Below are 19,250 nucleotides of genomic sequence, written 5' to 3'. Positions count from 1 at the left end.
CTTCTATGTGGAAGGGGGCGCTGTTCATTTTTATATGGTCCGTCAGACCTCCATGATGACAGGCAGGATCATGGGGGACCGCTTGGTCTTTTTATAGAGGTAGTTGGACAGGTCGCCCTTGATGGCCCCCTTGATGGCGGACCAGTCGGTGGCATAGCGGCCGTCCACGGACTGGATGGCCTCCAGGGCCACCTGGCGCAGCTCCTCCATCAGCCCCTCGGACTCCTTCACATAGACGAAGCCCCGTGTGATGATATCCGGGCCGGACACCAGAGCGCCGTCCTCGCCGGACATGGACAGGACCACCACGATCATGCCGTCCTGGGCCAAGTGCCGCCGGTCCCGAAGGACCACGCTGCCCACGTCGCCCACGCCGTAGCCATCCACAAAGACCTGCCCGGCGGTGACGGTACCCGCCAGCTTGGCGGAGGAATGGGTCAGCTCGATAACCCGGCCGATGTCGCCGATGATGACCTGGTTGGGGGTCATGCCCATCTGCTGGGCCAGCTTGGCGTGGATCTGGAGCATCCGCTGCTCCCCGTGGACGGGGATGAAAAACCTGGGCTTGACCAGGGCGTGGACAATTTTCAGCTCCTCCTGACAGGCGTGGCCGGATACATGGAGGGTCATCTCCCGCTCGTTCATCACCTCCACGCCCTTGCGGTACAGCTCGTTGACCACGTTGCCGATGGCGTTCTCGTTGCCTGGAATGGCGGAGGCGGAGATAATGACCCGGTCTCCGGGGAGCAGGTCCACCTGGCGGTGGGTGTTGAAGGCCATGCGGGTGAGGGCGGACATGGTCTCGCCCTGGCTGCCGGTGGTGATGATGCACACCCGGTCCTTGGGCAGTGACTTGATGTGGTTCAGGTCCATGAGCACTCCGTCTGGGATGTTCATATAGCCCAGCTCGGAGGACACCTTCATCACGTTCTCCATGGACCGGCCGGTGACCGCCACCTTCCGGCCGTACCGGGCCGCCACGTCGATGATCTGCTGAATGCGGTCCACGTTGGAGGCAAAGGTGGTGATGATGATGCGCTCCTCACACCCCCGGAACAGGGCGTCAAAGGAGGCGCCCACGCTGCGCTCGCTGCGGGTATAGCCGGGGCGCTCCACATTGGTGGAGTCTGCCAGAAGGGCCAGCACGCCCTCCTTGCCCAGCTCGCCCAGGCGGGCCAGGTCCATCATCCCCCCCTGGATGGGGGTGGTGTCGATCTTAAAGTCGCCGGTGTGGACACAGGTTCCCACAGGGCACTTGATGGCAAAGGCCACCGCGTCGGCAATAGAGTGGTTGACGTGGATAAATTCCACGCTGAATTTCCCCGCCTTGACCACATCCCCCGCCTCGCAGGTGATGAGCTTGGTCTTATCCAGCAGACGGTGCTCCTCCAGCTTCAGCTTAATGAGGCCCGCGGACATCCGGGTGGCGTAGATAGGGGCGTTGATGGAGCGGAGGACATAGGGCAGGGCGCCAATGTGGTCCTCATGTCCGTGGGTGATAAAGATGCCCCGAATCTTCTGCTGGTTCTTAATGAGATAGCTGACATCGGGGATGACTACGTCGATGCCGTACATATCGTCGTCGGGAAAGCCCATGCCGCAGTCCACCACCACGATGTCGCCGCCGTACTCGTAAACCGTGAGGTTCTTGCCGATCTCGTTGAGGCCGCCAAGAGGAATGATTTTCAATTTTTCAGCCATAAATACTCCTTATCGTCGTTTTAATTTGGATGTAGCGGCGAAAGGACCCACAAAAACCAGCCGTGCCCCACGGCACAGCTACTGGACGGAAGGACTGCCCCCTCCGGCCCTGCCTCGCCGGAGGGGAAAATGGTCCCTTCGCCTGTCTAGTGGATCTCGCCTTGGTCCCCTGTGGGCCGGCCCCGCCTGTTACTCACGGTTTGGGCGCACAGGATATATTTAAACGCGCGGGCCTGGGGCCCATACGCGCATAAATCAAAAACAAAGCCAATTACTGGCACAGATAGTATACCACACTTTTTCCTAAAAGTATACTATTGCTTTCAAGAGAACAAAAGAACTACTTTTTATCCCTTTCTTGGGCACATTGTTCAGAAATGGCCCGGTCCAGCTGGGCCGCCCGCCCGGCGTAGAAATCGCACAGCTCGGCGGCGATCTCCAGGTCGGGGCCCTCGCCCACCACTCGAAGGGCGGACCGGCGGGCCAGGGGGACCAGATAGACCCAGCCACCCCCGGTGTGGACACGTAGGCCCTCGCCCCCGCAGGTCCGGCCCTGCTCCCGAACCATAGCCTCCATGACCCGCCCCCGGTCTGAGGAGAGGGGGACCTCCCGCCGCCAGGAGGAGAAGCGGGGGGTCTTGGAGATCAGCGCGTCCAGCTTTTGGCCCGATACGCCCATCCGAGCGCAGATCCGGGCTGCGGCGCTGGGCGCCGACCAAAACCAAGGTTGAGCGGCATACAGGTCCCTGGCTGGCTTTCCGTCCCGGTCCAGCCGCAGGACGGTCCCGTCATAACCGGCGGCTACCAAGTCCACCGCGGCGCTGGCCCCGGAGGGGACGGCCAGTCTGCCAGAACCGTTCTCCATCTCGATGAGGGCCACCAGGGCCAGCAGCTGGCTGGAATCCAGGATGGCGCCCCGCTCATCCTGGGCGGTAAGACAGAAGCCGCCGTGGCTGGCCCGGAAGGCCGGGATGCCCGGCCGCCAGCGGTCCTCCACCTGGCAGCCCAGGGACAGGAGGACCGCCCGTATGGCCCGGTCATCCGGACCATTTCCCTCCACCGCCACCGTCACCCGGCGGAGGGCGGGGTGACCCAGTGAGGCGGCGGCAGCCACTTGGTCGGCCCACTGCCTCCGCGTCAGTTCCAGACGCTCCATCTGCCCCACCTGCCGGGCTCGGACCCGCCGGAACTCCCCCTGGAGAAGGGCGTGCTCCAGCTTCCGCTCCCTGGCCCGCTCCAGAGGCAGGCCCTGGCAGTCAAAGAAATGGAGAAAGACGCGCTCCTCCCCTTCCTCTATAAAGAGGGAGATGGGCAGCATACGGCTGGCGGACACCCAGGCTCCCTGGACGGGGCTGTCCAGGCCATAGGTCAGCACCTGACCACCTGCGGCCGCGGCTCCCGCCGCGGCCGCCCGGGCCAGCATTCTGGCTCCGGGAGTATTGGAACATCCTAGTCCAACCTGGCCCTCCACACCCAGGACGCTGCCGATCCCCAGCAGGGCGTCTGGCCCCAGATCCTCGCCCAGCACGCCCCGGATCACCCCGCCATCCCCGAAGCGGTGCACTCCCTTCTGGCTGCCGCTGGTGATAGATCGGGCCAGCCGACAGCCAGCGGGGGCTGTCTGCCCAGGCCACAGACGCACCCGCTCCAACAGGATGGCCCCCTCCTCCGCCAGGGCGTTGTCCCCCAGCACAGCTCCATCCTTCAAAATAGACTTCTTCTGAGCGGCAGAGCCGGGGCATAAAATGGCGCCGTCCAGTGAGGCCCTAGAGTCTACGGCGGTTCCTTCCAGCAGGACGGACCGCTGGACCACCGCCCGTTCTCCCACCCGGCACTCTCTGCTGATTACCGCATAGGGGCCTACAATGGCGCCTGGTTCCAGTTCCACATCCCGGTCGATCCAGCAGGGAGGCGTCAGCGTGATCCCTTGGGGAAGAGATTGGGCGGACCAGATCCCGTCGCTCCGCTGGGGAATATTCAGGTCCATTGTTACCCGTCCATCCAGGGTGTCCTGAACACACTTAAGGTAGGCTCCGCAGTCCCCCATATCGCACCAGTAGCCCTCCAGGGGACAGCCGTACAGAGGCATCCTCTGTTCCAGCAGGGTAGGGAACAGGTCCTTGCCAAAGTCAAAGGGGCCCTGCTGGGGCACCAGCTCCATAGCCCGTGGGGATAGGATATAGATGCCCGTATTTACCATGTTAGTGACCACCTGGCCCCAGGAGGGTTTTTCCACAAACCGCTGTACACGCCCCTGCTCGTCGGTGAGGACCAGACCGTACTCCAGAGGCTTGGGGTGGGCGTAGAGCACCAGAGTAGCGCAACTCTCCCGCTCCTGATGCGCCTGGATGGCTTCAGTCAGGTCCAGGTCGCAGACACAGTCCCCGCTGATGACCAGGAAGTCCTCCCGCCCCAGGTGGGACAGGCAGTTTCTAACACTTCCGGCGGTCCCCAGAGGCTCCTCCTCTACAAAATAGGTCAGCTGGACGCCCAGCTGTTCCCCACTGCCAAAGTAGTCCATCACTGACTGGGGTTTGTAGCACAGAGTGACACAGATATCGGTGATGTGGTGGCGCTTTAACAGGGTGATAATGTGCTCCATTACCGGCCGCCCGAACAGGGGAGTCATGGGCTTTGGGACACCAAGGGATAGGGGCCGCAACCGGGTGCCTTCCCCGCCGGCCATAATAACTGCTTTCATGGACCGCTACCGTCCTTTCCTTTGTTAGTAACGGTTAGTATGGTCCGGCCGGTTGCCTTTCATGCCAGCCGGCCGCTTGTCCAGCACAATTGAATGTGATATACTTTGAAAAACAGGAGGGACTGGATATGGACATCAAGCCGGGGCGCTACCGCCATTTTAAAGGAAATGAATACCAAGTGCTCGGTTCCGCCACGCACTCGGAGACCGGGGAGGCCATGGTGGTCTACCGGGCCTTATACGGGGAGGGCGGACTGTGGGTCCGGCCGGCCGTTATGTGGAGCGAGTGGATAACGCGGGACGGATATTCCGGCCCTCGTTTCGTCTTTGTGGAGGATATAGGATGAATATTCAGATTTTTGGAAAAAGCAAGTGCTTCGACACCAAAAAGGCGGAGCGCTGGTTTAAGGAACGGCGCATCAAATTTCAGGCTGTGGACGTAAAAAAGTATGGCATGAGCCTGGGGGAGCTGACCAGCGTGAAAAACGCCGTGGGACTAGCCGTCATGGTAGACACGGGACACCCGGACGCGGCGCTGCTGTCCTATCTGGCCTCCGACCAAGCTAAACTGGAGAAGCTCTACCAGGACCCGACTTTGCTCCGCACCCCAATCGTCAGGAATGGCAGGCAGGCCACCGTGGGCTACTGTCCCGACGTCTGGGCCCACTGGCAATAAAGTCCTATTTATCGGACATAGGCTCTGCTATCCTTGAGTCGAGAAAGGAGAGATGCCCTGTGGCAAAAAGCGCCAATCAAAAATCCAAGCTGCTCTATCTGTCCAAGATCCTGCTGGAGCAGACGGACGAGGATCACCCCATCACCGTTCCTGAGATGATTCAGGAGCTGGCCAAGCGGGACATCAAAGCGGAGCGAAAGAGTATCTATGACGACCTTGAGACACTCTCCTTGTTCGGCCTGGATGTTCAGAGCCGCAAGGGCCGTTCACCAGGCTGGTTCATCGGTTCCCGAGAGTTTGAGCTGCCAGAGCTGAAGCTGCTCATGGACGCAGTACAGTCCTCCCGTTTTATCACCCAGAAAAAGAGCGACGCCCTGATTCGCAAGCTAGAGGGGCTGGCTAGCATCCACCAGGCCCGGCAGCTCCAACGCCAGGTCTATGTCAGCGGGCGGATCAAGGTGATGAACGAGAGCATCTATTATAATGTAGACAGGCTCCATGGGGCGCTGTCCGCGCAGAAGGCCATCACCTTCAAATATTTCGACTACGACATTTCTCGCCAGAAGGTCTTTCGCCGGGACGGCAAGCGGTATACTGTCTCCCCTTATGGCCTGATCTGGGACAACGAGAACTACTACCTGGTAGCCTTTGATCATGTCAATCAGGAAATGCGCCACTACCGGGTGGACAAGATGGCAGATATCGTAGTCACCAATCTTCCTCGCTCCGGCCAGGAGCAGTATCCCAACTTTCAGGTAGCCTCCTACGGCCAGAAGCACTTTGCCATGTATTCCGGCAAAGAGATGACAGTTACCCTTCGGGGCCGCCAATCTATGGCCGGTGTGGTCTGGGATCGCTTCGGCCAGGACATCATTCTGGTCCCTGACGGGGAGTCCCACTTTCGGGTCACCCTCTCTCTAGTCATGAGCCCCCAGTTTTTAGGCTGGCTTTTTGCCTTAGACGGTATCGAGCTGGTGGCCCCGCAGGAGGCTGTGGATTTATACCGCCAGCGGCTCGTCTCTATTCAAGCGGCATATCAAGATGTAAGTTTGTAATCTTGTCTACCAAATGTCTACCAAAAAAAGCGGGAAAGCGCTGGGAAACAGGGCTTTCCCGCTTTTCCATTTTCTGGGTGTCTACCAGATGTCTACCAAGGGCACTTTTTCTTTGGAAAAGCGCCCTTTTTTATTTGCTCTTAGCGGGTTTTCCTCACCTTTTTTGCTGTGCAAGGGGCGTTATACAGGGCTGATGCCATAAAAAGTCCTCAAAGCCTCGAAAAAATGGGGATTTTGTCAGAAAAGTCCCCGAAAAAATTTAAGGAGGAATCCCGAATGAGAAACCTGAAACGGGCTCTTAGCCTGGCTCTGGCTTCCGTCATGGTCATGGGCCTGATGGTAGTCGGCACCGGCGCGAGCTACGTCGATGTGTCTTCCGAGCAGAATCAGGAAGCCATCGAAGTTCTCCAGGCCGTTGGTGTTATGACCGGCGACGAGAACGGCAACTTCAACCCCGACGCCAACGTCACCCGTAATGAGATGGCCGTGGTCATGTCCAACCTGCTGGACTACACCGTGTCCAGCTACAAGGGCACTGCGCCCTTCAGCGACGTGCCCTCCTGGGCCGAGCCCTATGTGGCCGCCTGTTACACCAACGGCATCATCGCCGGCTACGACGCCAAGACCTTCGGCGGCAACGACTCCGTCACTACCGGCCAGGCCGCTCTGATGCTGATGAAGGCCCTGGGCTACTTCCAGTATCAGTCCGACTTTGGCGACGACTGGCTGGTGGAGACCACCCGTCAGGGCAGCCAGATCGGCCTGTTTGACGACGTGGACACCGGCGCCACCCAGGCTCTGACCCGCAACGATGTGGCTCAGATGGTCCTGAACGCCCTCGAGGCCAATATGGTGCAATACACCGGCAACGGCGGCACCACCATCAAGGGCGACGGCTATGAGATCACCACCGGAAAGGCCACCTATGAGGACCGTACCAGCACCAACAACAAGTACGGCAAGATCGACAACGAGAGCCGCGACCGCAACGATGGCAAGTATGTCATCCAGTTAGGCGAGGACCTGTATGACGGCGACCTGGAGAAGGATGCCGACGCAGACGATTTCGGCCGTCCCGGCACCACCTGGAGCTATGAGGGCGATGAGATCGGCACTTATGCCGACAACGCTGACGACTCCATGGTCATCAACAAGACCCTGAGCGCCCAGGCGATTCTGGTCACCGACAGCGACTATTTTGATTATAACCGCAAGGATCTGGCCGACGACGGCGATCTGAATCTGTACATCAACGGCGACGCGGAGTTTGAGAATGGCGACTACGCTGATCTGTCCAGTGTGACCCTGAAGGCTGGCGACCAGGTGGAGCTGTTCGAGAATGATGACAAGAAGGTTGAGACCATCGCCATCATCCGCTACTCCCTAGCTTCCATCAAGGAGGTCGAGGACAGCCTGTCCAGCACCTACACCAACAAGGGCGCTACTTATGCCATCACTCTGGAGACCCTGAGCGAGTCTGGCATCGGCGGCACCTACTATGACGTGTATGACGGCGACTCCACCAAGGAGCTGACCGGCTTCAACGCCGACACCTACACCGAGGGCACTGTTCTGGCCGTGGCCGTGAACGATGCTGAGACCATTCTGGACTCCGCCGTGGCGGAGAGCGTCTCTGGCACCATCTCCAACTACAACAGCGGCTCCAAGGCCAAGGTCACCATCGACGGCGCTGACTACCCCCTGCACGCCCTGGTGGATACCAGCAACAGCACCAATGTGGCCATGGGCTCCCTGACCCTGGATCTGAATGACAGCGAGTACACCGTCTACCTGGACAAGAACGGCTATGTAGTCGGCGTGGACGAGAGCGGCGCCGCCAAGATCGAGGACGTGTACTACGTCACCGGTATTGCAAAGGACACCAGCCGGTACACTGACTTCTATGCCCAGGCCGTCTCCCTGTATGACGGCACCATCACTGAGTTCAAGCTGAACGATTCTACCGAGAATGAAACTGCCTTCAACGACAGTAGCTGGACCACCGACTCTGGATATGTCTCTGGCGGCAACTCTGTGCTGAACACAAAGTATGCCGGCCTGTACACCTTCGAGAAGGACGGCAACGGTTACAACGCTGAAATCTACAACACCTCCAACGACAGCACCTACTATGTGTTTGACGGCTCCGGCAGAGTGACCGGCTCCAATATCGCCAAGGCCGCTGGTGTCCTGGGTGACGACCTAGCCCGGGACGATGGCAACATGACCATTGGCTCCGATAAGGTCTATCTGAACGACAACACCAACTACCTGAAGATTGAGAAGCCCGGCAGTGAGATCGACGTGGACTTCATCACCGGCGGCACTTCCGTGGACCGAGCTGCCGGCACTCTGAAGGCCCTGGCCGTGGCCACCAAGTCCAGCAACAACTATGTTGCCTCCTATGTGGTCCTGGTCAACACCGCTGATTTTGCCAACGCCAGCAGCGACGACGTGGTCTTTGTCCACGAGCGCTCCAGCAACCGCACCTCCTATACCGACGGCGACGACAAGAACCAGACCGCCTACATGACCGAGCTGTACTTCATGGATGGCTCCGGCAATGTGGAGACTGTCATGGTGAAGGGTTCCGCCAAGGCCGTTGGCTTCTACACCTGGGAGATCAATGACGACGGTGTGTACGAGCTGACCGCGGCCAACAACGATACCGCTCTGAGCAACGGGAACTCCTCCAGCGATTCCTGGACCTATGACGATGAGACCGGCTGGGTCGGCGGTGATTCCTTCAGCGGCGACTCCTTCGGCACCGGCGCCCTGCTGAAAGGCATCTTCAACAACGCCCTCAGCGCCAGCGGCGACGCCAACGACGGCACCTATACTGATACGGTTACCCTGAACGATGTCAACTTCGCTGAGAACGTCATCATTGCCGATGACCGTAGCAAGTCCGCCCGCGATGCCAGCGCTTACAGCTCCGAGATCACCACGGTCTCCCAGTTGAAGACCGCCATCGACAAGGATAACAGCGATGTTTACGGCGTGGTCTATGTGGACAACGAGGAGGTCATCATGGTCTATGTTACCAGCATGACCAACACCACTCCTGACGATACCGCTGAAATCACCAATGTGAAGCTGAATGGTGTGTCTGTTCAGACCTATGCGACAGCCGCAGAGGCCATGGAGAACGCCGTCGTAAAGAAGGCTGGTGACTCTGTCACCTTCTCCGCCACTGTTGACGACGCTGATGACGTTGCTGCCTACTCCGTGATGCAGGATTATGAGGCTGCTGAGACTGAAGATAATACCAATGCTACCTTCACGGTCACTGCAACCGCTGGCAAGTATGACGTAGTGAAGATCACTGCCAAAGCGACAGATGGCACAGAGAAGTCCGTGTTTGTTGCGATCAAGGCCGAGAACCTCTACAAGATTACCGTTGATAACAACTCTAGTGCCGATGTCCGTGTCACAATTGACGATGTCAGCAAGACGGTCGCCAAGAGCAGCGGACAAGAAGACGTGATCGACAATGCCGTGTCCGGCAACAGCTATGTCCTGACTTTGAAGGTTTCCGGTAACGCCACTAAGACTGTTGCCGCTAGCGGCGCCAACATTTGGGATAACGGCGACGGAACTTATGAGATCAGTGATATCACTGGTGACGTGACTGTAACGGTCACTGACCAAGTGTGATCATCTTACGCCGGCAACTGTTTTAGCATGATCCAAAAAAAGGCCCCGCTCCTTTAGGAGCGGGGCCTTGCTTCTCATTTTTTCCACCTGTAGACCCGCACTCTGGTGCCGGAGGGGATGGTGGTGATATTTCCTTGCCCCACAATGTTTGGGAGGTGACTTGGGCGGCGGAGAGTTCCAGCCTGACATATATGTTTCGGTGCTGTCGGCTGAACTGGGGGGTGGGGTAGCCTTGGTGGCCGGACATAAGTATAGTCCAATGAGCCGCACAGGCACTGTCTCAAATGGATATAAAAGCAGGACTCGATCAGCTCTTGGGGGGCATCGCTCAGTGTGATGGACACCAGCCGTCCCGCCTCGTTTTGGCCATACCAATAGCCGGAGGTAAAATCCAATGGTATAACTGGCCCCGAGGACCGGGTCCAGCCGGATCTCCAAGCTGTCATACTTCGTCAGGTCAAGATCACTGACATCCAGATCGATTTGGCTGCCTGACTTGCTAGAGATATAATCCAACAATTTTGTGTAAAAAAGTTTCCCCTCTACATCGGTCAGGCGGGCCGCCAGCGAATCCGTCGTGGCTGTGTCCGCCTTGCCCCGGAGCACCCTGTCCTCCGTTTCCCATTGGTTGATCTGGTAATTGGTGGTTTTGTTGGTCGACATGATAGCTTCCTCCTTTAATTATTATTCTAAGAGTTTGGGCGGCGCACCACTGGGAAAAGCTGCCCTTACGACAGGGCCGGGAGAGCAGTGCAGGGATGCACAACGCCCCTTTCCCATGTCCCGCCCGTCATCCGGCGGCTGTCGGTATTCGGATGGCCAGGCACGGTTGGAACGAAGGAGGGGCCATAAATTTTGGACGGCCAGGGCCCAGCGGCCTGCCTGATTTCGGGCACCAGATTTTCCCCAAAGGCCCTCGGTAGTGCGTCCCCCGGTGGTGGCGGAAGCTCCTTCCACCTCGCACCTCCCTCCACAGGGGGAGGCTTAGACGGCGCGCCGGGTTGCCGCCCAAGCCCTCTCTATCCAACACAAAAAACCGCCCTGAAATGGGACGGTTTCCTAAATTTTTTGGAAATTACAGTGCCCTTCTGCCTTGGATACCATCTTGATTTCGGCGGGCAAATGTGATACAGTTCCGTTATTCGCCGGACACGGTGTAGAAACGAGGTTATATCATGAAAAAGCGTCTGGTCATTGTGGGGCTGGGCCTGATCGGCGGTTCCCTTGCCAAGGCCCTCCGGGGCTTTGAGGACTATGAGATCATCGGCGTGGACGTGAGCCAGCCCACCCTTCGCTACGCCATGGAACAGGATATCGTGGACCGGGCCGAGGCGGACCCAGTCCGGGTGCTGGCGGAGGGCGACCTGGTATTTTTATGCCTCCATCCCCAGGGCATCGTAGAATTTATGACCGAGCACCGGGACCATTTCAGGCCTGGCTCCATGGTGACCGATGTGTGCGGGGTAAAGGGGGCCATTTTGAAGGGGGCCGGGGTACTGCCTGACACTGTTTCCTTTGTGGGAGGGCATCCCATGGCGGGTACGGAGTTCTCCGGCATTCAGCACGCCCTGGCCAATATGTTCCACGGGGCCCACTATATCCTAACCCCGAATAACCAATCCAGCCCGGAGCATCTGGCTCTTATGGAGCGGCTGGCTCGGTACATCGGCTGCGCGGATGTGGTCCAGACCACGGCGGAGCGGCACGACGCCATCATCGCCTACACCAGCCAGATGATGCACGTTATCGCCGTTTCCGTGTGCGACGACCCTAGCCTATTCGACTATCAGGGCTTTGAGGGGGACTCTTTCCGGGGCTGCACCCGGGTGGCCGCTCTGGATGTGCCCCTGTGGACCCAGCTCTTCTCCATGAACGCTGAGGCCTTGGGCCGGGCCCTGGAGCAGTTGGAGGAGAACATCCGACAGTACCGTCAGGCTATCCAGTCCGGGGACCTGGAGGGGTTGAGCGAGAAGCTGGCCCGCTCCTCCGCACGGAAGCGGAAAATGAACCGGATGGAGGCCAGCAGCGGCGCTGTGGGCCGGGACCGCTGGGAGGGTTCCAGAGATGGGGCCACGACATCGGAATCCTGAACGACAAAGGCCCCTGACCAGGAAGGTCAGGGGCCTTTGTCTGTGTGTTGTAAAAGGGAGGAGAAAAAGGAAGATATCTTGAGTACGGATTTATCATAAAATAGAATTAAGGCAATACTATGTCCTCCCCATGAATTTTTTGTAAACACTGTCAGTCCTATAAACGACGAAGACCTCCGGCATGCCGGAGGTCTCCATCTGTGTGTTGTAAAGGAGAGGGAGAAATGGAAGATGCATTTTGTTCCCTTGGAACGGTTTTATCATAGAATAGAATTAAGGCAAAACAATGACCCTGGTATGAACAGTTTGTAAATACTTCTCTCCGGCCTTCTAAGCGGCCGGAAAAATTTACCTGCCCGGCCCCGCCTTTTTCTTGACGGAGGCCAGTTGCCGTGGGATAATAAAATGATACAGATCAATCCGGTCATCCTTGGCCGGTTCGGGAGGCATCTGTCAGCTATGAACTTTTTGATCCGTGCCTGTCTGGGGGGCGGCGCGCCCCAGGCTCCTGCCACCAGGCTTCGCTGCGGCACCATCTCCGGCGCCGCAGGCATCTTTCTCAATGTGCTGCTGTTTCTGGGTAAGGTGATCGCCGGCACGCTCACCTCCTCTGTGGCCATGGTGGCTGACGCGGTAAATAACTTATCTGACGCCGCGACCTCGGTGGTCACCCTCATCGGCTTTCGGCTCGCTGGCCAGGAGGCGGACGAGGACCACCCCTTCGGCCACGGGCGCGTGGAATATATTGCCGGACTGATCGTGGCGATGGCTATTCTGCTCATGGGGGTGGAGGTGGGCCGGTCTGCCCTGGAGTCCCTGTTCGGCCAGTCTGAAACTCAATTTTCGCCAGTGGCTCTGGTCATTCTAGCGGCGGCCATCCTGGTGAAATTTTGGATGTACTGGTTCAACCGCGGCCTGGGCCGGGCCATTGACTCCGCCGCCATGGAGGCCACCGCCGCAGACTCCCTGTCCGACTGCCTGTCCACCGGCGTAGTCCTTCTCTCCACCCTTGCCGATTATTTTTGGGGGCTTCAGGTGGACGGATTGGCCGGCCTGCTGGTGGCCGCCTTTATTCTCAAGACAGGGTGGGAGGCCGCCAGGGACACCCTGGACCCTTTGCTGGGGCGGCCCATGGACCCGGAGCTCGCCGCGGACATCGACCGCATCGTGCTGGGCCACGACCACATTCTGGGCATCCACGACCTGGTCTACCACGATTATGGCCCCGGTCGAGCCATGATGTCCTTCCACGCCGAGGTCCCAGCGGACGGAGATTTTTTGGAGCTCCATGACATTATCGACCATATCGAGCGGGAACTGAAGGAGAAGCACCACATTGACACCTCCATCCATATGGACCCGGTAGTGTGTGACGACAGCACCTCCGCCCTTCGAGAGCAGGTGGCCGCCATCGCCCGGAAGATCGACCCCGTGCTCACCATCCATGATTTCCGCATTACCCCTGGCCCAATTCACACTAACCTAATTTTTGACGTCATGGTGCCATATGGGTTCCGGCTGAAGGATACCCAGGTGCGGGAACAGCTCACCGAGGGAATTAAGGGGCTGTCCGGCCATTACTTCCCCGTCATCCAGGTGGACCACTCCTATGTGGCCTCCGGTGACCAGGGGTAGGGGAAATGTGGGAGCAATTTACAAATTATTCACCTAACACTGGGGTTTCGCGCTATAATAAAGGTATCCCATACACAAATTACATTGAGAAAAGAGGGTACGGCTATGCCAAAGAAGGTTTTGATCGTGGAGGATGATGGCAACATCGCCGAGCTGCTCCACCTCTATCTGGAGAAAGAGGGGTTCGAAACCCAGGTAGCCCAGGATGGCGGTAAGGGTGTAGAGCTGTTTCGCTCCTTTCAGCCCGATCTAGTGCTTCTGGATATTATGCTCCCCATTATGGACGGCTGGTCTGTGCTGAAGAAGATTCGGGAGGGGGATAAGACCCCTGTTATTATGCTCACCGCAAAGGGCGAAACGGAGGACAAGGTCACAGGTCTGGAGCAGGGCGCCGATGACTACATTGTCAAACCCTTCGAGATGAAAGAGGTGCTGGCCCGTATTCATGCCGTTCTGCGCCGTACCATGGGGGAGGAAGAGCAGACCAGCAAAAAGCTGACCTTCGATAAGCTGGTCATCAACCTGGACTCCTATGAGCTGTTGGTAGACGGCCAGCGGGTGGATACGCCCCCCAAGGAATTGGAGCTGTTGTTCCATCTGGCCTCTGCTCCCAACCGGGTATTTACCCGAAACCAGCTTCTGGATGAGGTATGGGGCTTCGATTATTTCGGTGACAGCCGGACTGTGGACGTCCATATCAAGCGGCTTCGGGAAAAGCTGGAGAATGTCAGTGACCAGTGGCGGCTGAAGACTGTTTGGGGTGTGGGTTATAAATTTGAGGTGGGCGGAAATGCCTGAACCCGCTGACATCGGATGGATATGACAAACTGCCTAAGGAGGTGAAGCCTTTGCGTTCGTTATATAAACGTCAGCTAGCTATGATGGTGGGGATCGTCGCGCTGTCCTTTACTCTTCTGTCCACCGCCTTTATGATGCTCTCTTACCGCTATATCATTTCAGAGAAACGGGACGCGATGGAACGCAATGCCGGCTATATCGCTATGTTTGCCTCCTCCTTTTATCAGCAGCTTCGCAGTGAGCCGTTCCAGAACTATGTCGCCTCCATCGCCCTGATCTCAGATTCTTATGTGATTGTAGCCGCCCCGGATGGCGAGATCATCTATGCTACGGACGGCGTCAATTTTTATGCGTATGAAAACAGCAAAGTCCCTGAGTCAGTGGTGTCCCAGGTGCTGGAACGGGGCTCTTATGCCGGTATGACCAGTCTGGGCGGAATCTTCCCGGAGCGGCGCTATCTGGCCAGCCTGCCTATTACCGTCAGCTTGAATAACCTGTCAGTCACCCAGGGGCTGGTGCTGGTGTCTGCCGACGCCTCCAGCCTGGCGGAGATGTGGTCGGCCACCGCCACCATTTTCTTTTTTACCGCTGTGGTGGTGCTGCTGATTGCCTTCGTCGCCAGCTCCCTCTTTTCCGCCCACCAGGCCCGGCCTCTAAACGAGATGGCCGAGGCAGCCCGAAAATTTGGCCGTGGAGAGTTTGATGTCCGGGTCACCAGCTATGAGGGGCGGTGTGATGAGATCAGCACCCTGGCTGAGGCGTTCAATACCATGGCCAACTCCCTGGCCAAGGTCGAGAGCCAGCGATCAGAATTTATTGCCAATGTATCCCACGAACTGAAGACCCCCATGACCACCATCTCCGGCTTTGCCGAGGGAATCCTGGACGGGACCATCCCGCCCGAACGGGAGAAGGAATCTCTACAAATCGTGGTATCTGAAACCAGGCGATTGTCCCGGTTAGTCCGGCGGATGCTGGATCTGGCTCGGCTCAACGCCCTGACAGAGAACACCGTCACCGCCCAGGAGCAGTTCGACCTCACCGAGGTGGTGTCCCAGGTTATCATTAGCCTGGAGAGCAAGATCACCGGCCGGAATTTGGATGTAGACGTCCAGATGCCCGACGAGAAGCTAATGGTCTGGGGGGACCCGGATTCCATCACCCAGGTCTGCTATAATCTTTTGGACAACGCGGCGAAGTTTGCCGCCGCCGGTACTGCTATCACTGTCCAGATCACAAAGAAGGATGGGAAGGCTTACACCACCATCCGGAATCTGGGCTCTACGATCCCCAAGGATGAACTGCCCCTCCTCTTTGAGCGATTCCACAAGGCAGACTACTCCCGCTCCATGGACCGGGAGGGTGTGGGGCTGGGGTTGTATATCGTCAAGACGATTTTGGGCAACCTAAAGGAGACTATCACAGCGACCAGCGAGGACGGCGTCACTCAGTTTACCTTTACCCTGACGTTGGCCTGACATTCGGACATCCCGGTTTGGAGGGAGTTTATGGACAACAAACATGACGGTCTCTGGCAGGGCGGCCCCTGGGAACAGCCCAGCCAGCCGGTGCCCAACCTGCCCTACATCCCTGTCCCAGCAGCGGGGATTCCCGTCCTGCGCCCCAGAAAGAGGAGGAGAAAGTGGCCTTGGATCACTGGGCTGGCCATTTTGGTCCTTGCCCTGTGTCTGCTTACTGTTGTGCTGGGGCGCCACCTGTCCTTCTCTTTGAGCGGGCCGGGTTATCTGCCCGCAAGCCCAGGGGAGGACTGGTGGGCCCAGCAGGAGGAATACAGCACTGACCCGCCGAACATCCGGCAGGCGCCCACGGGGACCGGGGTGACCCTTCCGCTCCAGGCAGCTGCCGGACCGGCGCTGACCTATACCCAGATCTATGAGAAGAACGCCCCCTCCATCGTGTCCATCGAGTCCCAGAGCCAGTCGGAATATGGAACAGGTACAGGCATCATCATGACGGAAGACGGCTATATCATCACCAATGCCCATGTAGTAGCTGGCGCTGACGAGGTCCGGGTCGCCCTGTCGAACAACAGCGTTTTACAGGCCAGCCTGGTAGGATTCGACGCGGATGAGGACTTAGCGGTGTTGAAGGTGGATGCCTCCGGACTGACTCCGGCGGAGTTTGGGGACTCCGCCGCGCTGCGCATCGGCGATCCGGTCGCCGCCATCGGGGACCCGCTGGGCTACCGCTCCACCATTACGGACGGCATCATCTCCGCCCTGGACCGGGAGGTAGAGGTAGATGGCACAACCATGGTGTTGATCCAGACCAGCGCGGCTATCAACTTTGGCAACTCCGGCGGCGCCCTTATCAACCAATATGGCCAGGTGGTGGGGGTGACCACCATTAAGATCGTCACGGAGGACGGCTCTGCCGAGGCACTGGGCTTCGCTATCCCCACCACGCGGGTGAAATATGTGGTGGACCGGCTAATCGACGGACAGGTCATCCACACCGGAGTCTTCGGCTTTACTGTGTACACCTTTCCCGCAGAGGGCGGGGGCCTGGAGATCATGGATGTGACCCCATCCAGCGACGCCTACGCCAAGGGCATCCGCCCCGGCGATATCCTATTGGCCGCCAACGGCCAGACCATCACCAGCACCCAGGATCTGACCCGGCTGAAGCAGTCCCTGGGGCTGGGCGATACGGTATCCCTGACCTATCTCCGGGATGGACAGAGCTACACAGTAGATGTGGCTCTGGTAGACCCGCAGGAAGACAACAGATGACCCTTCAGCGGGGTTGTCCAGCCGGCGCTTACACGGGAGAATACCTCCCTGGTGAGGGCCGGCCTTCTCATGTTCTTAGTTTTTGGTTGCCCTAGACCGGACATCATGGTATACTTTGAGAGAAAAGAGGGATCGTATGATCAATACCACCCTGTGCTATCTCCAGCGGGGCGAGGAATACCTCATGCTCCACCGGGTCAAAAAGGAAAACGATCTGAATCAGGACAAGTGGATCGGTGTAGGAGGCAAGTTCGAGGACAAGGAGAGCCCGGAGGACTGTGCCTTGCGGGAGATACGGGAGGAGACCGGCCTTACCGCGACAGGCTACCGCTACCGCGGACTCGTCACATTCCTCTCCGACCGCTGGCCCACTGAGTATATGCACCTGTTTACTGTCCACAGCTGGACAGGTGAGCTGAAGGAGTGCGACGAGGGGGATCTAGAGTGGGTCCCCAAAGCCAGGCTAAAGGAGCTCCCCCTTTGGGATGGGGACCACATCTTTCTCGACCTTTTAGACCAGGACGCCCCCTTCTTTTCCCTGAAGTTGAGCTATGTGGGGGACAAGCTGGTGGAGGCCGTTCTGAATGGCCGGCATCTGAAGGGAGGGCCTATGGGTGGGGAACTTAGCTACTCAGAATGAGGGTGCGTGCCCTGCACGAGTCCTTGTTTCCAAGACAGAAAGGAGGGTTGAGCATGAAGCCTGAATACGCCAATACCTTTGGTATCCGCAAGGTGTCGGACAAGGACGGAGAGGTCCTGGAGGTCACCTTGGATATCGCCTATAAATATATGGAGACCGCCATGACCGTCACACCAAAAGGGATGGAGAATATCTCCACGCCCGCCGCTGACTATGTGGCCTCCATCGTAATGAACCGGCAGAGCGCCATCTCCCTACGCAATCTGCTGATTCAGACCCTGGGGACTGAGCCGTAAAAAGAGAGCGGATACTTCTGTATCCGCTCTCTTTTTATCTCTTATGACTGGGGCAGGTGGAGATCCGCCTCGGTCAGAGGGGTGTCGTAGGGATTGACCAGCTCATTGAGCGTTGGCAGGATATCCTCCGCCTGGTAGAGGAAGCAGTATGAAAAGCCCTTATAGGTCTTGGTGCCGTCCCCCTTTAGCGTGTCCTGGCGGATCCCAGTGGAGAGATCTACCTGGAGGGCCTGGGTAGCAAAGTAGATCATTTCCTCCAGTTCCAGGTCCGTTTTAACATAGGTCTGGAAAATCTTGATAAATTCTGTTACCCTTGTGACTGAGTTCCAGGACACCACCTTCTTGGCCAGTTGGGTCAGCAGCTGCCGCTGCATCTCCCCCCGCTGTACATCACTGTACCACTGGTTAGCCCTATAATTGGGACTGTCCTCATTGTCGTGGCGGTAGCGGACCGCCTCCATGGCGCCCTGCCCGTCCACCTTGTGGACCCCCTTGGTAAAATGAATATGCAGATTCTGGTATGGGTCATCGTAGTTCATATCTAAGGGGATATCCAGTTCTACGCCGCCCAGCTCATCCACCAGGGCTATAAAGCCCTCCAAGTCCACCAGAACGTAGTAGTCAATGGGGATGCCAAAGGTGTGCTCGATCTCTTCCTTCAATACGTCCGGCCCTGCCCCGTAGAAAGCCCCGTTAATTTTGGGATTTTTGCGCCAGGTCCGCTCCACCGCCGTGTCCCGCGGGATGGAGATCATTCCCACTTTCCGATTTGGAATGTCAAAGCTGACCACGATGATGCTGTCCGTGTTGCCACTGTCCACGTCTTTGCCCAGTAGGACGAAATTATACACCAGCTCCCGGCGCTGGGGCCCCTGAGGCGTGCTAATATCGGTATCTCCGCTCCCATCCTCCTGCCCCCCGTTGATCACGGGGGTCGGATCAGGGGTCTGGATTGGGGGCGGCTTGATGGTCATTGTCCAGCCCACATAGACGGCTACGATTACAGCGGAGAGAAAAACCAGGAATTTATAAAATCCCCAGAATAAGGATTTGTGCCCGCTGCCTTTCCTGGGCGGCCCTCCCCGGCGCTGGGGACGGGCCGGCTCCCGCCTGGGTGCTGTCCGGCGAGCACCACCCTGGCGGGATACGCTGACATATTTTTCTTCCAGGGCGATCCTCCCCCTTCCCGTGCGAATACCCTTTCAGTATAGCGGTTTCGTCTGCCTTCGACAAGGGGGAAAGAGGTGT

Annotated in this window: 16 protein-coding genes; 12 read left to right on the top strand and 4 right to left on the bottom strand. The window is 58.1% G+C overall.

Annotation, left to right across the window (positions count from 1 at the left end):
• Positions 1-42: 42 nt before the first annotated feature.
• Together MCG44_RS01780 and MCG44_RS01775 are read right to left on the bottom strand one after the other, a co-directional pair.
• Positions 43-1,701, bottom strand: a complete 1,659-nt coding sequence (locus MCG44_RS01780; protein WP_186852889.1) for a ribonuclease J — start codon at positions 1,699-1,701, stop codon at positions 43-45.
• Between the two features lie 340 nt (positions 1,702-2,041).
• Complete coding sequence (locus MCG44_RS01775) at positions 2,042-4,402, bottom strand: sugar phosphate nucleotidyltransferase (protein ID WP_240286489.1); 2,361 nt, start codon at positions 4,400-4,402, stop codon at positions 2,042-2,044.
• 128 nt (positions 4,403-4,530) lie between these two features.
• Between MCG44_RS01775 and MCG44_RS01770 the strand changes: the two genes are divergently transcribed.
• From MCG44_RS01770 to MCG44_RS01750, 5 genes are all read left to right on the top strand, one after another.
• A complete protein-coding gene (locus MCG44_RS01770) occupies positions 4,531-4,749 on the top strand; it encodes a DUF1653 domain-containing protein (RefSeq protein WP_240286487.1) in 219 nt (72 codons plus the stop codon).
• Positions 4,746-5,078 (top strand): arsenate reductase family protein, encoded by a 333-nt coding sequence (locus MCG44_RS01765; RefSeq protein ID WP_240286485.1) that lies wholly within the window; start codon positions 4,746-4,748, stop codon positions 5,076-5,078. The genes MCG44_RS01770 and MCG44_RS01765 overlap by 4 nt, the downstream gene beginning before the upstream one ends.
• 59 nt (positions 5,079-5,137) lie before the next feature.
• Positions 5,138-6,133, top strand: a complete 996-nt coding sequence (locus MCG44_RS01760; protein WP_186852886.1) for a helix-turn-helix transcriptional regulator — start codon at positions 5,138-5,140, stop codon at positions 6,131-6,133.
• A gap of 13 nt (positions 6,134-6,146) precedes the next feature.
• A complete protein-coding gene (locus tag MCG44_RS01755) occupies positions 6,147-6,335 on the top strand; it encodes a hypothetical protein (protein ID WP_240286483.1) in 189 nt (62 codons plus the stop codon).
• A gap of 74 nt (positions 6,336-6,409) precedes the next feature.
• Positions 6,410-9,790 (top strand): S-layer homology domain-containing protein, encoded by a 3,381-nt coding sequence (locus MCG44_RS01750; RefSeq protein WP_240286482.1) that lies wholly within the window; start codon positions 6,410-6,412, stop codon positions 9,788-9,790.
• On the opposite strand, the gene MCG44_RS01745 is transcribed toward MCG44_RS01750, so the two are convergent.
• Entirely contained in the window at positions 9,791-10,453 is a 663-nt protein-coding gene (locus MCG44_RS01745) for a hypothetical protein (RefSeq protein ID WP_240286480.1), read from the bottom strand.
• A 512-nt stretch (positions 10,454-10,965) separates the two neighbouring features.
• Between MCG44_RS01745 and MCG44_RS01740 the strand changes: the two genes are divergently transcribed.
• The 7 genes from MCG44_RS01740 (at position 10,966) to MCG44_RS01710 (ending at position 18,002) form a co-directional block, all read left to right on the top strand.
• Positions 10,966-11,880, top strand: a complete 915-nt coding sequence (locus tag MCG44_RS01740) for a prephenate dehydrogenase (RefSeq protein WP_240286478.1) — start codon at positions 10,966-10,968, stop codon at positions 11,878-11,880.
• 459 nt (positions 11,881-12,339) lie between these two features.
• Positions 12,340-13,515, top strand: coding sequence for a cation diffusion facilitator family transporter (locus tag MCG44_RS01735; RefSeq protein ID WP_240286476.1), 1,176 nt, complete (start codon positions 12,340-12,342; stop codon positions 13,513-13,515).
• A 105-nt stretch (positions 13,516-13,620) separates the two neighbouring features.
• A complete protein-coding gene (locus MCG44_RS01730) occupies positions 13,621-14,313 on the top strand; it encodes a response regulator transcription factor (RefSeq protein ID WP_147572387.1) in 693 nt (230 codons plus the stop codon).
• A gap of 50 nt (positions 14,314-14,363) precedes the next feature.
• On the top strand, positions 14,364-15,791 hold the full coding sequence (locus tag MCG44_RS01725; protein WP_147572386.1) for a sensor histidine kinase: 1,428 nt from the start codon (positions 14,364-14,366) through the stop codon (positions 15,789-15,791).
• A gap of 30 nt (positions 15,792-15,821) precedes the next feature.
• Complete coding sequence (locus MCG44_RS01720; protein WP_147572385.1) at positions 15,822-17,066, top strand: S1C family serine protease; 1,245 nt, start codon at positions 15,822-15,824, stop codon at positions 17,064-17,066.
• A 136-nt stretch (positions 17,067-17,202) separates the two neighbouring features.
• Positions 17,203-17,706: an NUDIX hydrolase gene (locus MCG44_RS01715; RefSeq protein ID WP_240286474.1), complete on the top strand. Its 504-nt coding sequence runs from the start codon at positions 17,203-17,205 to the stop codon at positions 17,704-17,706.
• Positions 17,707-17,759: 53 nt separating this feature from the next.
• Entirely contained in the window at positions 17,760-18,002 is a 243-nt protein-coding gene (locus MCG44_RS01710) for a hypothetical protein (RefSeq protein ID WP_186852880.1), read from the top strand.
• 41 nt (positions 18,003-18,043) lie between these two features.
• Here the strand turns inward: MCG44_RS01710 and MCG44_RS01705 are convergent, their stop codons facing one another.
• Positions 18,044-18,976 (bottom strand): LCP family protein, encoded by a 933-nt coding sequence (locus MCG44_RS01705; RefSeq protein ID WP_240286472.1) that lies wholly within the window; start codon positions 18,974-18,976, stop codon positions 18,044-18,046.
• Positions 18,977-19,250: the final 274 nt, after the last annotated feature.

The organism is Lawsonibacter sp. OA9 (genome assembly GCF_022440585.1).
The sequence above is the reverse complement of the archived record's forward strand: the minus strand, read 5'-3'. Positions and strand labels throughout refer to the sequence as shown.